The sequence below is a fragment of the Nocardioides ultimimeridianus genome, assembly GCF_054777895.1.
Window position 1 is genome coordinate 80,100 of the sequence record NZ_BAAHAB010000020.1, and the last position, 14,028, is coordinate 94,127.

Annotated in this window: 12 protein-coding genes; 8 read left to right on the forward strand and 4 right to left on the reverse strand. The window is 72.8% G+C overall.

All coding sequences use genetic code 11. From position 1 onward, the window contains the following. Positions 1 to 52: 52 nt before the first annotated feature. The 6 genes from ACYU8V_RS17350 (at position 53) to ACYU8V_RS17375 (ending at position 8,519) form a co-directional block, all read left to right on the forward strand. Positions 53 to 3,055: a cutinase family protein gene (locus ACYU8V_RS17350; protein WP_460849128.1), complete on the forward strand. Its 3,003-nt coding sequence runs from the start codon at positions 53 to 55 to the stop codon at positions 3,053 to 3,055. Between the two features lie 11 nt (positions 3,056 to 3,066). Then, entirely contained in the window at positions 3,067 to 4,596 is a 1,530-nt protein-coding gene (locus tag ACYU8V_RS17355; protein WP_460849130.1) for a class I SAM-dependent methyltransferase, read from the forward strand. Continuing rightward, positions 4,593 to 5,879 carry a DUF6752 domain-containing protein gene (locus ACYU8V_RS17360; protein WP_460849131.1) on the forward strand — a complete coding sequence of 429 codons (1,287 nt, stop codon included), beginning with the start codon at positions 4,593 to 4,595 and terminating at the stop codon, positions 5,877 to 5,879. Before ACYU8V_RS17355 ends, ACYU8V_RS17360 begins: the two co-directional genes overlap by 4 nt. A gap of 13 nt (positions 5,880 to 5,892) precedes the next feature. Further along, positions 5,893 to 6,126 carry a hypothetical protein gene (locus tag ACYU8V_RS17365; protein WP_460849132.1) on the forward strand — a complete coding sequence of 78 codons (234 nt, stop codon included), beginning with the start codon at positions 5,893 to 5,895 and terminating at the stop codon, positions 6,124 to 6,126. Further along, positions 6,123 to 7,004, forward strand: a complete 882-nt coding sequence (locus ACYU8V_RS17370; protein ID WP_460849134.1) for a glycosyltransferase family 2 protein — start codon at positions 6,123 to 6,125, stop codon at positions 7,002 to 7,004. Before ACYU8V_RS17365 ends, ACYU8V_RS17370 begins: the two co-directional genes overlap by 4 nt. 156 nt (positions 7,005 to 7,160) lie before the next feature. Beyond that, positions 7,161 to 8,519, forward strand: coding sequence for a hypothetical protein (locus ACYU8V_RS17375; protein WP_460849135.1), 1,359 nt, complete (start codon positions 7,161 to 7,163; stop codon positions 8,517 to 8,519). 9 nt (positions 8,520 to 8,528) lie between these two features. Here ACYU8V_RS17375 and ACYU8V_RS17380 read toward each other — a convergent pair whose 3' ends face one another. Continuing rightward, the gene (locus ACYU8V_RS17380; RefSeq protein ID WP_460849137.1) at positions 8,529 to 9,551 is read right to left on the reverse strand and encodes a hypothetical protein; all 1,023 of its coding nucleotides are present in this window, start codon (positions 9,549 to 9,551) and stop codon (positions 8,529 to 8,531) included. A 10-nt stretch (positions 9,552 to 9,561) separates the two neighbouring features. Further along, entirely contained in the window at positions 9,562 to 10,761 is a 1,200-nt protein-coding gene (locus ACYU8V_RS17385) for an acyl-CoA dehydrogenase family protein (RefSeq protein ID WP_460849138.1), read from the reverse strand. 129 nt (positions 10,762 to 10,890) lie between these two features. Here ACYU8V_RS17385 and ACYU8V_RS17390 point away from each other — a divergent pair, with 129 nt between their 5' ends. Both ACYU8V_RS17390 and ACYU8V_RS17395 read left to right on the forward strand, forming a co-directional pair. Next, positions 10,891 to 11,316: a hypothetical protein gene (locus ACYU8V_RS17390; protein ID WP_460849139.1), complete on the forward strand. Its 426-nt coding sequence runs from the start codon at positions 10,891 to 10,893 to the stop codon at positions 11,314 to 11,316. Beyond that, positions 11,313 to 12,356: a MaoC family dehydratase gene (locus ACYU8V_RS17395; RefSeq protein ID WP_460849140.1), complete on the forward strand. Its 1,044-nt coding sequence runs from the start codon at positions 11,313 to 11,315 to the stop codon at positions 12,354 to 12,356. The genes ACYU8V_RS17390 and ACYU8V_RS17395 overlap by 4 nt, the downstream gene beginning before the upstream one ends. Here the strand turns inward: ACYU8V_RS17395 and ACYU8V_RS17400 are convergent. Beyond that, a complete protein-coding gene (locus ACYU8V_RS17400) occupies positions 12,343 to 12,813 on the reverse strand; it encodes a DUF6174 domain-containing protein (RefSeq protein ID WP_460849141.1) in 471 nt (156 codons plus the stop codon). The two genes, ACYU8V_RS17395 and ACYU8V_RS17400, sit on opposite strands and share 14 nt — an antisense overlap. Beyond that, positions 12,810 to 14,009, reverse strand: coding sequence for an MFS transporter (locus ACYU8V_RS17405; RefSeq protein WP_460849143.1), 1,200 nt, complete (start codon positions 14,007 to 14,009; stop codon positions 12,810 to 12,812). Before ACYU8V_RS17405 ends, ACYU8V_RS17400 begins: the two co-directional genes overlap by 4 nt. Positions 14,010 to 14,028: the final 19 nt, after the last annotated feature.

Here is a 14,028-nt window from a genome sequence, read left to right on the forward strand (position 1 = left end):
TCTGGTCGATCGTCGATAGACGTCACACCAGTCACATGGTTAACATCTGAGCATGTCACGTAGGGCGACGGCGCTGTCTTGCGCCGTCGCCCTCGTTGTTTGCCTGCTCGCGCTGGTCCTCGTCGGCGGTCGTACGCCGCGTCCGCCCGGCGCCGCCGTGCAGGCCGGCTCGGGCGTCTCGTGCGCCGACGTGCTGCTCGTCGGCATCGACGGCAACGGCCAGCGACCCGCCCCCGGGCACCGCTTCGGACGCACCGTGGACGCTGTCGCCCGCGTCTACGCCTCCCGGATCGTCCCGACCCGGACCGTGCGTACCTTCCGGGTCGGCGTCTGGACCCCGACCCTGGCGACCCTCACCCAGGGCGCCCTGCGCCACCGGGGGGCAAGGGTCGCCCTGCGCACCCCGTCGGTACGCCGGTGGATGGCGCCGGTCGCCGCCGCGGTCGACCGCGCCGCCCCGACCATCGCCGGGATGCTGCGCACCTGCCCCTCCCAGCAGCTGGTGCTCGCGGGCTACGCCCAGGGCGCTGCCATCGCGCACCGCCTGCTGGTCCGGCTTGCCGGAGCGGGCCTGGGCGACCGGGTCACCGGCGCGGCGCTGGTCAGCGACCCGTACCGCCGCATCGGCACCACCGCGACCATCGACGGCGACCCCGCGGCTCCGCGCCGGCGCGGTGGGGTCGCGAGCCTGCGGCTCAGCCCGGTCGCCGACGTGCCGCCCCCGGCCGGCGCCTACCGCCCGTGGGAGGTCTGCACGAGTGGCGACCTGGTCTGCGACACCAACGGTCTGCGGGTCGGGCCGTCCGCGGCGATCGCGTCGTCGTACGTCCGGCCCGGCCACGCCGGTGCGGTGGTACGCCGGATCCGCACCGATCTCGTCACCGCCTCGCACGCCTGGCCGGTGCCGGCCACCCGCCGCCAGCTGGTCCGGGCGACCACCGCCCAGCCGCTGAGCGTCCAGCTCGTCGCCTCGGGCGGCACCGGCGACGTGTGGTCGGCGACCACGCCGCTCCCGCCCGGGCTGAGCCTGTCGCCGAGCGGCCTGCTGTCCGGTACGCCGACCCAGGCCGGTCTGTCCACCGTCACCGTGGGCGTCGCCGGATCCGATCCGAGCACGCCGGCCGCCACGGGCACCCTGGTCTTCACCATCACCGGCAACGTCGTCGTGCTGAGCAGCGGCGGCCAGACCAGCTGCGAGACGCGCTCCGACGGCACCGCGCGCTGCTGGGGCCGCAACGACTACGGCCAGTTCGGCAACGGCACCCGCACCGGCGGCACCAGCCCGACCGCCGTCGCCGGCACCGGCTGGGCGCAAGTGAGCACCTCGGGCTCGACCACCTGCGGCGTCAAGCTCGACCACTCGCTGTACTGCTGGGGCCTGAACAACTACGGACAGACCGGCCGGGCGAGGTCCGGGCCGGTGACGCTCCCGAAGCGGGTGGGCACCGCGAACAACTGGACCGAGGTCGGGGTCGCCTGGTCCCACGCGTGCGCCGTACGCCGCAACGGGCAGCTCGCCTGCTGGGGCCAGAACCTGCGCAGCCAGCTCGGGATCGGGTCCACCGGGGGCATCCGGGCCGCCCCGACCCAGGTCGTCGGCGGGGGCGTGTGGCGCTCGATCGCGGTCGGTGGATGGCACAGCTGCGGCATCCGTGCCGACGGCAGTGCCTGGTGCTGGGGCGACAACGCCTTCGGCGCCCTGGGCGACGGGACGACCGTGCGGCGCGACCACCCGGTGCGGGTCGCGGGCGGCCGGTCCTGGACGTCGCTCTCGGTCGGCTGGGGGACGGTCTGCGGCATCACCACCGCGCAGGACCTCGCGTGCTGGGGCCGCAACCGCAACGGCGAGGTCGGCGACGGTACGACGGCGGCCCACCTCACGCCGTACCAGATCCGCGGCGGGCAGCTGTGGCTCTCGGTCGCCGCGGGGGAGGGCAGCACCTGTGCGGTCGACTCGTCGGGCACCCCGGTGTGCTGGGGCCAGAACCGGTACGGCCAGACCAGCACCGCCGGCGCCACCTCCGTGTCGACGCCGACCGCACGCGCCCAGTACGCCGGGCTGACCCAGATCGCCGCCGGCTGGCTGAGCTACTGCGGGCTGGGCTCGGCCACCGACTGCTGGGGCAACGGCGAGGCGGGCACGCTCGGCGGCACGTCCGCGCGGATCGCTCCCCGGACCGCTCCGCGGACGACGGCGCCCCGGCTGACGATCCCGGCGGCGGAGCAGCAGCGGCTCGACGCCATGTCACCGCGCGAGGTCGCCGCGCACGACCTGGCCGCGCGGCCGACGGTCGGCGCCCGCACGGTGGCGCGCACGACCGCCACGACGACGTCCTTCCGGGTCATGACGGAGAACGTCCTCGGCAGCAACCACACCGCTCCGGGCGCCGACGCGCAGGAGTACGCGCCCGCGCGGCTGCGCGCCGAGTGGGAGACCGGCCTGATCTCGCAGTTCCAGCCCAGCCTGCTCGGCACCCAGGAGGCGCAGCCGGACCAGATCGGCGACTTCACCACCACGCTGGGGTCGACGTACACGATCTACCCGGGGGCGACCCAGGGCTACACGGCGACACCCCAGTCGCTGATGTTCCGCACCTCCAGCTGGACCCAGGTGTGGCGCACCAGCATCTCGATCCCGTTCGTCGGCGGCTGGCGGCCGCAGCCGATCGTGCGGCTGCACAACAGCGCGACCGGTGCCGAGGTCTACTTCATCAACGTCCACTTCGCGCCCGGCGGCATGCAGACCGCCCGGGTCAAGGCGATGAACGTCCTGGTGGCCGAGATCAAGACGCTGGCCAAGGACAAGCTGCCGATCGTGCTCACCGGCGACTTCAACCAGAAGGCCTGGGTCTACTGCCAGATCACCGGCCGCACGGCCCTGCGCGCGGCCAGCGGAGGGTCCAACAACGGCACCTGCAGGCCGCCCGCGCGGATGCGTGTGGACTGGCTGTTCGGGTCGGGCGGGTCGTGGTCGGCGTACCACCTCAGCGACGGGACCGAGGTGAACCGCACGTCCGACCACGCCATCCAATACGCGACTTTCACCGTGGGATAGGTTGCGGGGTCATGCGGGTCGATCTGGAAGGCATCCACTTCGACTCCCCGTTCGAGGGCTCCGGCGACGTCTACTTCGGTGAGCGGCGCGGATGGTCGTTCGTCGCCACCGGCCAGCGGCACATCGGCTGGCCGCGCAAGCTGGTCCCCTTCCTCGACGGCTGGTCGGATGTGCGGATCCAGGCCGGCGAGAAGCAGCTGTACGCCGAGCGGGTGGCCTTCACCGACAGCGACCGTGAGGTCGCCCTGGTCAACGCGCGTGGCATCGCGATCATCGTCGACAAGTGGGGCCTGATCCAGCAGCCCTTCGAGACCCGCGGCGAGGGCGTGGTGGACGCGATCACCGAGGGCGCCGAGCGGATGCTGGAGGTGATGCGCCGCGACTGCGGGATCGAGGGCTGGATCTCGTTCGGCACGCTGCTGGGCGCGGCCCGGCACGGCAAGGCGATCGGGCACGACTCCGACATCGACCTCTGCTACGTCTCCGAGCAGGAGACCCCGGCCGCCATGACGGTCGAGCTGTGGGGCATCGCCCGGGCGCTGCGCGAGGCGGGCATGAAGGTGGTCGAGAAGAGCGGCAGCTTCATCACGGTGATGGTCGCGACGCCGGACGGCGGCTCGACCGGCATCGACGTCTACACGACGTTCTTCCTCGACGGGAACTTCTACGAGACCGCCACGGTGCGCACCCCGCTGCCGCGCGAGGCCGTGCTGCCGCTGACCGAGATCGAGTTCGAGGGTCGGATGATGCCCGCGCCGGCGGATCCCGCCCGACTGATGGAGGTCTCCTACGGCCCCAACTGGCGGATCCCGGACCCCTCCTTCCAGCACCAGCCGAGCGCCGAGATCCACGACCGCTTCGACGAGTGGTTCGGCTCGCTGTTCCGGCAGCGCCGCGACTGGCGGGGGTTCAACCTGGACCAGGCCAAGGCCGACGTCGCGCCGTCCGACTTCGCGCACTGGGTGGGTGACCAGCTCGAGCCCGGCGTGCGCGTGGTCGACATCGGCTCGGGCAGCCTCGCCGACCTGCGCCTGCTCGCCGAGCGCGGCCACCCCGGCGTCGGCATGGACTACGCGCACCCGCCGCTGCGCCTGCGCCGGCTGCCCGAGCACGCCCGGATCGAGTGGGTCAACCTGCTCGACGCCCGCGACGTGCTCGCCCGCGGCGCCATCGCGGCCCGGTACGACGGCCCCCAGGTCGTCTACGCCCGCCAGGTCCTCGAGGCGCTGGACTCCGCGGCGACCGAGAACTTCTGGACGCTCACCGGCCTGGTCCTGCGCCGTGGCGGACGGCTGTACGTCGAGAGCGAGACCTGGCCCAAGGGCCGGGCGGGCCAGGTCCACCTGACCCGCGGAGGCGGCCGGATCCGGCCGCTGTCGCCGCGCACCGTCGCCGACGCCGCCCGCCGCGTGGGCGGGCGGGTCCTCAGCCAGCACGGAGTCGCCGACGGCGTACGGGCGCTGACGGGGAAGGCCCCGGCCACCTGGAGAATGGTGATCGACTTCCCCGCGCGTGCCCCTGAACGGAGTGAGAACAAGTGACCCGCACCCTGTACCTGCACGTGGGTTCGCCGAAGTCCGGGACGACGTACCTGCAGCGGATCCTCGACTCGAACCGCGACCGCCTCGCGCAGGCCGGCGTCCTGGTCGTCGGCGACCAGCACGTCGACCGCGTCCAGGCGGCACTGCAGGTGCGCGAGGACCCGCGCTGGAAGAAGCTGCCCGCCGCGCGCCAGGACATGTGGGGCACCCTCGTCGCCGCGATCAAGGGCTGGCAGGGCGACAGCGCCGTGCTCAGCTACGAGCTGTTCTCCGCCGCCTCGGCCGAGCAGGCCAAGCGCGCGCTCGCCGACCTCGGCGAGATCGACGTGCACGTCGTCATCACCGCCCGCGACCTGGCCCGCTCGGTCCCCTCGGCGTGGCAGGAGCGGCTGAAGTTCGGCCAGACCGCCGAGCTCGAGGAGTGGACCCCGACCGCGAACCGCAAGGAGTGGGGCTGGCTGACCACCGACCCGTCGGCGGTCGCGAAGCGCTGGGGCGCGACGCTGCCGGCCGACCACGTCCACGTCGTCACCGTCCCGCGGGTGCGCTCCGGTGACACCGAGCTGTGGGATCGTTTCGCAGCGGCGTGCGGGCTGACCGGCGTACCGGTCGACCTCGCGGTGCCGCGGGTCAACGAGTCGCTCGGTGCGGTCGAGGCGGAGCTGCTGCGCCGGGTCAACGGGCACCTGCGTGCGCCGCTGACGAACGACCGGGAGAAGTCGCGTTGGCTGCGCGACACGCTCGCGAACGGCATCCTCGCCGCCCAGGGCAACGAGCCGCTCGGCATGACCGACGCGCAGTACGCCGACGCCGCGGGGCGGGCCGACCGGGCCATCGACGCCATCGCGGGTGCCGGGTACGCCGTCCACGGCGACCCCGAGGACCTCCGCGCCACGCGCCCCGAGGGCCGGCTGCCCAGCGAGGTGAGCGAGGCCGAGGTGCTCGACGCCGCTCTCGGCACGATCGTCGACCTGCTCCTGCTGGTCCGCGAGCAGGGCCACGTGCTCGACGGCGCCCGCCGGCGTCGGCGTACCGACCGCTCGGCCAAGGGCGTCGTGCGCAACCTCGTGCAGGGCGCCACGGCGCCGTACGTCCGGCGTCGCGACGAGCAGCTGCACGACCGGCTGCAGGCCCTCGAGACCGAGGTCGTGAAGGATCGCGAGCTGCACCAGCGGGTCGCAGCGCTCAGCGACGTCGTGACCGAGCTGCTGCTGCCCGTTGACCTGCGCGACGGCGAGGTCACGGCGAAGGCGCTGCGCCGCTACCGGCGAGGCTCCCAGTGACGGCGGGCCGCTGATGGCGCCCGGCCGCCGTGATCTCCGGCGCGCGGTCCGCCGCAGCGCCGACGTGGCGGGGCTGCTCGAGGTGCGCGCCGACCGGCAGCTGGTCGCCCGGCTGGAGGAGGCCGTGCGCGAGAACGCCGGGCTCGGCGTACGGCTGGAGGCGCTGGTCGCGGAGCTGGAGCAGGCGATGGTCCCGCTCCTTGAGCGCGATGCCGAGCTGCGCGCCGAGCGGTGGGGCGAGCGATGAGGCGCGCGCCCCGGGTCGCGGCGATCACCATGGTGCGCAACGAGGGCGCCATGCTGCGGCGCTGGGTCGACCACTACGGCGGCGCGCTGGGCCACGACCACCTGCTCGTGCTCGACGACAGCTCCGACGACGGATCCACCGACCGGCTCGACTGCAAGGTCCAGCGGGTCAAGCCGATCACCGGGCACTTCGAGCGTGAGCGGATGCGGATCGTCAGCGACGCCGCCGCGAAGCTGCTGCGCAAGCACGACGCCGTCGTGTTCGCCGACGCCGACGAGTTCATCGTCGCCGACCCGGCGCGGTACGCCGGGATCCCCGACGCGGTCGCGGGCGCGGCCGGCCGGGCCGCCCTCGGCGTCCTGGGCCTGAACGTGGTGCACGACGCCGCCAGCGAGCCCGCGCTCGACCTGGCCCGGCCGCTGTTCGAGCAGCGCTCGCTGCTGAAGCTGATCCCGCTGCTGTGCAAGCCGTCGATCAAGCTGACGACCGGTCCGTGGGCCGCGGGATCGCACGGACTGCGCGGCAACACCTTCGCGATCGACCCCGGGCTCTTCATGTTCCACCTCAAGTTCGCCGACCGCGACCACCTGCTCCGCGTCGCCGACCACCGGCGGGCCATGGTCGCGCTGGACGGTCGCGCGGGGGAGACGAGCTGGCAGTTCTCCGGGGACGAGATGGTCGCGCTGCTCGACCGGATCACGGCCGGCCTGGGCGACCCCGGTGCGGTGCCGGAGCTGGAGCCGGACCCCGAGGAGCTCGCGCGGATCGTGCAGACCTTCGACAACGGGGTCACCCGCGCCACCGGCCGGCGTCAGGTGGTCGCGATGGAGCTCCGGCCGTTCCGGCGCATCCCGGAGCGCTTCTCCGGCGTGATCTGAGTCCGCACCCGAGCCGGAGTCGGCCGCTCCGCGCCGAATTCCAACCATGTAGTTCCGCGCCTCCCCTTCTCTGATGCCGAAGTGGCTGCTGTGATGGATGTTAAAGGTGTGCATCCATCGGGGTGTGCGCGCCGGAGACTGGGGTGGGAGAAGACGATGCGGATGGTGTCCGGCGTACGACGCGGACTGGTCGTGGTGGCGTTGGCGGTGGCCCTGCCGCTGACCCTCACGGGCTGCGGCAGCGACCCCGGGCGCGGAACGCTGCAGCTCGAGGGCGGCGGGGGCGCCTCGTCGTACCGGCCACCCAGGATCCGGATGGTCCAGGCCAACCTGCGCATCGGTACGCCGGTGCGCAAGTTCCAGGCCGACGTCCGTCACGTGCTGTCGACCCACCCCGACTTCGTGACCTACGACGAGGTCGCGCGACGCCACGACGGGGTGCTCGCCCCGGGCCCGTACCGGCTGTGGCGCCAGGGCGGCATCTACCGCGGTGAGGCCGCGGTCGCGTGGAACTCCGACCGCTGGCACCTGCGCGACCACGGCGTGACGATGCTGACCGACCGCACCGGCCGGGTCCCCGGCGCCCGCTACGCGTGGGGCCGTCGCTACGCGAACTGGGTGACCCTGCGCAGCAACGGCGGGCTGACCCTGTCGGTCATCGCCGCCCACTTCCCGCCCGACACCCGGATCACCCGCGGGCTGACCGCCCCGGCGGCCCGACGCCTCGGCAGACTGGCCGACCGGCTGGCCCACCGCGGCTCGGTCGTCGTCGGCGGCGACCTCAACGTGGGTTACAACTCGCCGTCGTACCCGCGGATGATCCTGCGGCGGCACGGCCTGATCGCGACGTACGACGCCCTCGAGCGCCGCCTGGTCACCTCGGGGCGCCACGTCACCATCGACTACGTGCTGGTGCGCGGCTTCGCGCGGTTCTCGCTGGGCGACCAGTTCAGCCTGGGCCTGAACTCCGACCACAACGCCGTCGGGGTCGACCTCGGCCCGCTGCCGGCCAGGATCGGGCCGAGCATGGTGCGCTTCGGCGACGGCACCGTGCTGAGCGACCCGTCCGGCCCGGTGCGCGACCGGCACGTGATCGTGCGGATGGCGCTCAAGGCGATCCGCAGCGCGAAGCCGGGAGCGGCCGTGCACCTGGCCGTCCGGGCGCTCGGCTCGCCCGCCGTCGTACGGTCCCTGCGGGCGGCGTACCGGCGCGGCGTGCACGTGCAGGTGATCAGCGGGTCGCGGAGCTCGCGCGGGTTCGCCCGCCTCGCCCGCCTGCTGGGCGGCGACGTGGGGTCGAAGAGCTGGGCGGTGTACCGGCCGGACGGGTTCGCGATGATGGCGCCGACGGTCCTGCTGGTGAGCCGGTCCGGCGCGACGCCGGCCTTCCGCCTGACCGCCCAGGCCTCGGTGGGCCGCGCGACCAACCGCGGGTGGCACCGGGCCTATCTCTCGACGACCAAGCAGCAGTACGACAACTCGTTCCGCTCGTTCTTCGCCGCCGCCCGGCGGTAGGGCGGACCGTCAGTCGACGGTGCGGGTCTGCTCGGCGACGGCCGTGGCCAGCGCCGCGGCCGCCGCACGGGCCCGCAGCCCGGGGTCGACGTCGGCCGGGTCGCACCCGGGCACGTCGACGGGGTCGAGGTCGGCGAGCTCACCCACGACCCGCACGCCCGAGCCTCGGACCCGCTCGACGGTGGCCGCGGTCTGCGCGCGGACCCAGTCCTCGACCGGGTAGCCCAGGCGTGGCTCGTCGCCGGCGAGGGCGGCGAGCGTGCGCTTGGCGATCAGGTGCTTGCGCAGCCGCCGCCCCTGCGCAGGGCCGATGCCGTCGGCCTCGAGGGCGGCGTTCAGCTCACGGAGGACCAGCGTCGAGGCGAGCCCCAGCGACTCGTTGCGCCGCGGCACGGGTACGCCGGGGTCCAGCGGCAACCCGGTCGCGGTCGCGAACCGCTCGAGCAGTACGCCGGCGGGTGCGCCGGGCGGGGGGAGCGTGACCAACGTGACGTGGTCGGCGCCGACCCGGCGTACCCACGCCTCCAGCATCCGGGCGAGGTGCTGCTGGCGCCAGAACGACCGGCCTGCGACGGAGGCGTCCGCGGGCACGGCGCCGGTGCCGGGTGCGGCCGCCTCGGCGGCGGCGCGGTAGTCCGCCCAGGTCCAGCTCCGGCCGTTCTGGACGGTCTCCTGCCACATCGAGACCAGGGTGCGGTTGAGGTCGCGAGCGGTGACCACGACGTCGATCGCGGCGTCGGGGAACGAGGCGAGGAGCCGGCGCGCCATGGGGTCGCGGATCGGGCCGAGGTACTCCATCGACACCACGGCGTCGCCCGTGTGGGCACCGATGGCCGAGGAGAGGGCGTGCCAGCGCTCGCCGGGACCCCCGCTGACCAGGTCGTGGACGGCGTCGGACTGGTCGCTCCAACGCCGTCCCGGGACCAGGACGCCGGCCCGGCCGAGGCCCGCCCGGTGGGCGAAGAGGGCAGCCTGCAGATAGCTGGTGCCCGACTTCATCGTGCCGACGTGCAGCACCACCCGGCGGGCCATGGTCGGACCGTCAGCCCTTGAGCGCGTAGTCCTTCAGCAGCGAGCGACCGATGATCATCTTCTGGATGTCGGAGGTGCCCTCGCCGATGAGCATGAACTTGACCTCGCGCATCAGGCGCTCGATCTCGTACTCCTTGGAGTAGCCGTAGCCGCCGTGGATCCGGAAGGAGTCCTCGACGACCTCGTTGGCGTACTCCGAGGCGACCATCTTGGCCATGCCGGCCTCGACGTCCATCCGCTTGCCGGTGTCCTTGAGGCGGGCGGCGCGGACCATCATCGAGTGCGCGACCTCGACCTTGGTGGCCATCTCGGCGAGGCGGAAGAGCACGGCCTGGTGGTCGGCGATGACCTTGCCGAACGTCTTGCGCTGCTGGGCGTAGGCGATGCCGAGCTCGAACCCGCGCCAGGCCAGGCCGCAGGCGCGGGCGGCCACGTTGACCCGACCGACCTCGACGCCGTCCATCATCTGGAAGAAGCCCTTGCCGGGCTCGCCACCGAGGATCTGGTCGGCGGAGATCTTGTGGTCCTCGAGGATGAGCTCGGTCGTCTCGACGCCCTTGTAGCCCATCTTGTCGATCTTGCCGGGGACGGTGACGCCCTGGGCGGTCTCGCCGAAGCCCGGCTCCTTCTCGACCAGGAAGGTGGTCATGTTCTTGTAGACCGACTCCGCGCCCTCGTCGGTCTTGGTCAGCAGCGCGACCAGGGTGGAGGTGCCACCGTTGGTCAGCCACATCTTCTGGCCGGTGATCGAGTAGCTGCCGTCGTCCTGCTTGGTGGCCTTGGTCGAGACCGCCGAGACGTCGGAGCCCAGGCCGGGCTCGGACATCGAGAACGCGCCGCGGACCTCGCCGGTCGCCATCTTCGGGAGGTACTTGGCCTTCTGCTCCTCGGTGCCGTGCTGCATGAGCAGGTAGGCCACGATGAAGTGCGTGTTGATGACACCCGAGACGCTCATCCAGCCGCGGGCGATCTCCTCGACCACCAGGGCGTAGGTCAGCAGGGACTCGCCCAGGCCGCCGAACTCCTCGGGGATGGTGAGGCCGAAGACGCCGAGCTCCTTGAGCCCGTCCACGATCTCCTGCGGGTAGGTGTCGGAGTGCTCGAGGTCCTGGGCGACCGGGATGATCTGCTCGTTCACGAACTGGCGAACGGCCTTCAGGATCTCGGTCTGGTCCTCGGTGAGGCCCTCGGTCTGGCACAGCGTCGGCATCTGGTCACCTTTCGGGTCATCGACCAATCAACCCGCGCACTCTACCCGTGGGTACGCCGCCGGGGTGTCCCTGCGGCCGCCCTCGGACTGCGGCATTCCCCACACTCCCGGCGTCCGTAGCATGCCGCCATGACCATCGACAGCGGCGAACCGAACGACCGCAAGCGCTCGCGGATGCGGACCGTTCTCGACGTGGACCAGACCATCGTGAAGCTGGACGAGACCGCCGACCGGCTCAACGACACGCTCGACACCTTCGCCGGGCTGCTCGTCGACTTCACCGCGGCCCTGCGCGAGTTCAACGCCTCGGTGGCCGGCTTCAACGGCAGCGTGGACGGGTTCGACGCGGTCGTGACCAAGGCCGACGGGATCCTGTCGCACGCCGACGGCCTGCTCGCCCCGCTGCTCGCCGGGCAGCAGCTCGGCGACCAGATCAAGGCCGCGAGCCAGGCGGCGGGGGCCGTCGCGGGGCAGGTGGCGGGTGCCGCCGTACGTCGCAGCGTGGCGGCCGGTCGCGGCCTCACCGCGCGTGCCGGGCAGAATGACCGCTCGTGAGCGAGACGGCCAGCAAGACCAACCCGGGCAACTTCTTCGAGGACTTCACCATCGGTCAGGTCATCGAGCACGCCACGCCGCGCACCGTCACCGAGGGTGACCGGGCGCTGTACGGCGCGCTCTACCCGACCCGGTTCGCGGTCCCCTCCTCCGCGGCCTTCGCCGCCTCGGTGGGCCTCGACCCGCACCCGGTCGAGGAGCTGATCGGCTTCCACATCGCCTTCGGCAAGACGGTGCCGGACATCTCGCTCAACGCCGTCGCGAACCTCGGCTACGCCGAGTGCCGGTTCCACCAGCCGATCGTGCCCGGGGACACGCTGTCGACCCGCTCCGAGGTGATCGGCCTCAAGCAGAACTCCAACGGGAAGTCGGGTGTCGTCTACGTCCGCTCCACGGCCACCAACCAGCGCGGCGAGGTCGCCCTGGAGTGGTGCCGCTGGGTGATGGTGCACAAGCGGGACGCCTCGGCCGACGCGCCGGAGACCGTGCTGCCCGAGCTCAAGCCGGCGCTGGCCGCGGAGGACCTGGTCGTCCCGGACGGGCTGGACTTCTCGGCGTACGACTTCACCGCGGCGGGGGAGCCGCACCGCTACGACGACTACGCGATCGGCGAGCGCATCGACCACGTCGACGGCGTCACCCTCAGCGACTCCGAGCACAAGATGGCGACCCGGCTCTGGCAGAACACCGCCAAGGTGCACTTCAACGTCGAGGCCCGGCCCGACGGCAACTGCCTGATCTACGGCGGTCACATCATCTCGATGGCGCGCGCGCTGTCCTTCAACGGCCTGGCCAACGCCCAGCTCGTGGTGGCCATCAACGCCGGGTCGCACGTGGCGCCGGCGTTCGCGGGCGACACCGTCTACGCCTGGTCGGAGGTGCTCGACAAGGCCGAGCTGTCCGACTCGGTCGGCGCGCTGCGACTGCGCCTGGTCGCGACCAAGGGGCGCGACGAGAGCACCACGCTGCGCGGCGAGGATGGCAAGTACGCCGCCGGCGTGCTGCTCGACCTCGACTACTGGGCGCTCATCCCGCGTTGACGTTGCGGATCACGTAGGTCACCCCGGCGTCGGCGGCGCGCTGGATCGGGTTGACCGCGACGCTGCGCGGGGCGTCCGCGCCCGCGGGCCAGTCGACCTTCACGTCGCCGGACTTCGGGTCGTTGGCGATCGCGATGATGTCGTTGATCGTCTTCTTCACGTACGCCGGGACGGGGCCGCCCTTGTGCGCCCCGCCCGCGACCGCGGCGCCGGTGACCTGCCCGTTCTTGACGGTGATGTCGACCGGGCCGACGAGCGGGCAGTAGCACAGGACCTGGAGCCGGTAGGTGTAGTCGGTGGGGGCGTAGGTCGGATAGGCGACCGGCTGCGTGGCGGGGGGCGCCGAGCTGGTCGCCGGGTCGGCGGCGACCTGGTTGTCGCTCCCGCAGGCGGAGAGGGCGACGAGGAGGCTCGCTGCCGCGGTGACGGCGAGGACGGGACGGTGCCTGGTGCTCATGCTTCCTCCGACGTTTGCAGGGGGCGGTCGGTTCCCGACGCGGGGCCGGCGGTCACGGCGGCGAAGTGCCGGGCGAGCGGCAGCAGGGCCAACACCAGGATCATCGGGATCACGAAGCCGAACCGGAGCTGATCGCTGCCGATCACCCCGGTGAGGACCGCCCCGATCAACGCGCCGACGTAGTTGAACTGGTTGAACCGCGCGATCACCGCGTCGATCCGGTCCCGGCCGGCATCGCCGCTCGCGCCGGCGATCTTGGCCGCGGCGGAGAAGCTCAGTGGCGCGACCACCGAGATGCCCGTGCCGACCACGGCGAAGCCGACCACCGCGAGCGGCCAGGTCGGCGCGGTGACGACGAGGGCCAGGCCGGCGCAGGCGACCACGGCGCCGACGCGCAGCACCGGGACCGCGCCGAACCGCGCGACCAGGCCGTCCCCGGCGAACCGGACCAGCAGGCTGGCCAGCAGGTAGGGGAGGGTGGCGAGGGCGAGCCATCGCGACGGCGCGGAGAAGACATCGTCCAGGTAGAGCGCGCCCCAGGTCTGGCTCGCCGTGTCGACCATGTAGAAGACGACCATGCCCAGGCCGACCAGCAGGATCGGCCGCCAGGGGATGACGACCGCCGCGGCGGTGACCGCCTCGGCGCCGACCGTGGCGCCGTGGTCGCGGGGGAGGAAGCGGAGGGCGGCGACGCCGAGGGGGAGCACGCCGACCCCGGCCGCGGCGGACAGCGGCAGCGCCGATGTGGACAGGGTCAACACCGTGCCGAGCACGCCGCCCAGGGTCCACGCGCCGTGGAAGGACGGCAGGATCGGCCGCCCGTAGCGGTGCTCCAGCGCGACCGCCTGCATGTTGGTCGCCGCGTCGACGGCACCGAGCGCCACCCCGTAGACGGCCACCCCGGCGGCGTACGCCCCGACCGCGGGAGCGGCCACCATCAGCGGCATCCCGATGCCGATGCCGACCAGGCCGAGGCGCAGGATGAGCGCGCTGTCGGCGCGGGCGGCGTACCTCTCGGCCAGGACGGACCCGAGCCCCGCCAGCAGCACCACCGCGAGCAGCGTCAGCGAGACCTGCAGCGCGGAGAAGCTCCACCGGTCCTTGATGTCGGGCAACCGGGTCGTGAGGCTGATGAACACGAAGCCCTGCGTCGCGAACGCCGCCGCGACCGCCAGCCGATACCGGTGAAGACCCACACGGCGGATCCTGGCACGG

Bases quoted from the DNA above. Each gene is read 5' to 3' on its own strand.
- ACYU8V_RS17350 (WP_460849128.1), top strand. From the start codon at position 53: ATGTCACGTAGGGCGACGGCGCTGTCTTGCGCCGTCGCCCTCGTTGTT.
- ACYU8V_RS17355 (WP_460849130.1), top strand. From the start codon at position 3,067: ATGCGGGTCGATCTGGAAGGCATCCACTTCGACTCCCCGTTCGAGGGC.
- ACYU8V_RS17365 (WP_460849132.1), top strand. From the start codon at position 5,893: ATGGCGCCCGGCCGCCGTGATCTCCGGCGCGCGGTCCGCCGCAGCGCC.
- ACYU8V_RS17370 (WP_460849134.1), top strand. From the start codon at position 6,123: ATGAGGCGCGCGCCCCGGGTCGCGGCGATCACCATGGTGCGCAACGAG.
- ACYU8V_RS17375 (WP_460849135.1), top strand. From the start codon at position 7,161: ATGCGGATGGTGTCCGGCGTACGACGCGGACTGGTCGTGGTGGCGTTG.
- ACYU8V_RS17380 (WP_460849137.1), bottom strand. From the start codon at position 9,551: ATGGCCCGCCGGGTGGTGCTGCACGTCGGCACGATGAAGTCGGGCACC.
- ACYU8V_RS17385 (WP_460849138.1), bottom strand. From the start codon at position 10,761: ATGCCGACGCTGTGCCAGACCGAGGGCCTCACCGAGGACCAGACCGAG.
- ACYU8V_RS17390 (WP_460849139.1), top strand. From the start codon at position 10,891: ATGACCATCGACAGCGGCGAACCGAACGACCGCAAGCGCTCGCGGATG.
- ACYU8V_RS17400 (WP_460849141.1), bottom strand. From the start codon at position 12,813: ATGAGCACCAGGCACCGTCCCGTCCTCGCCGTCACCGCGGCAGCGAGC.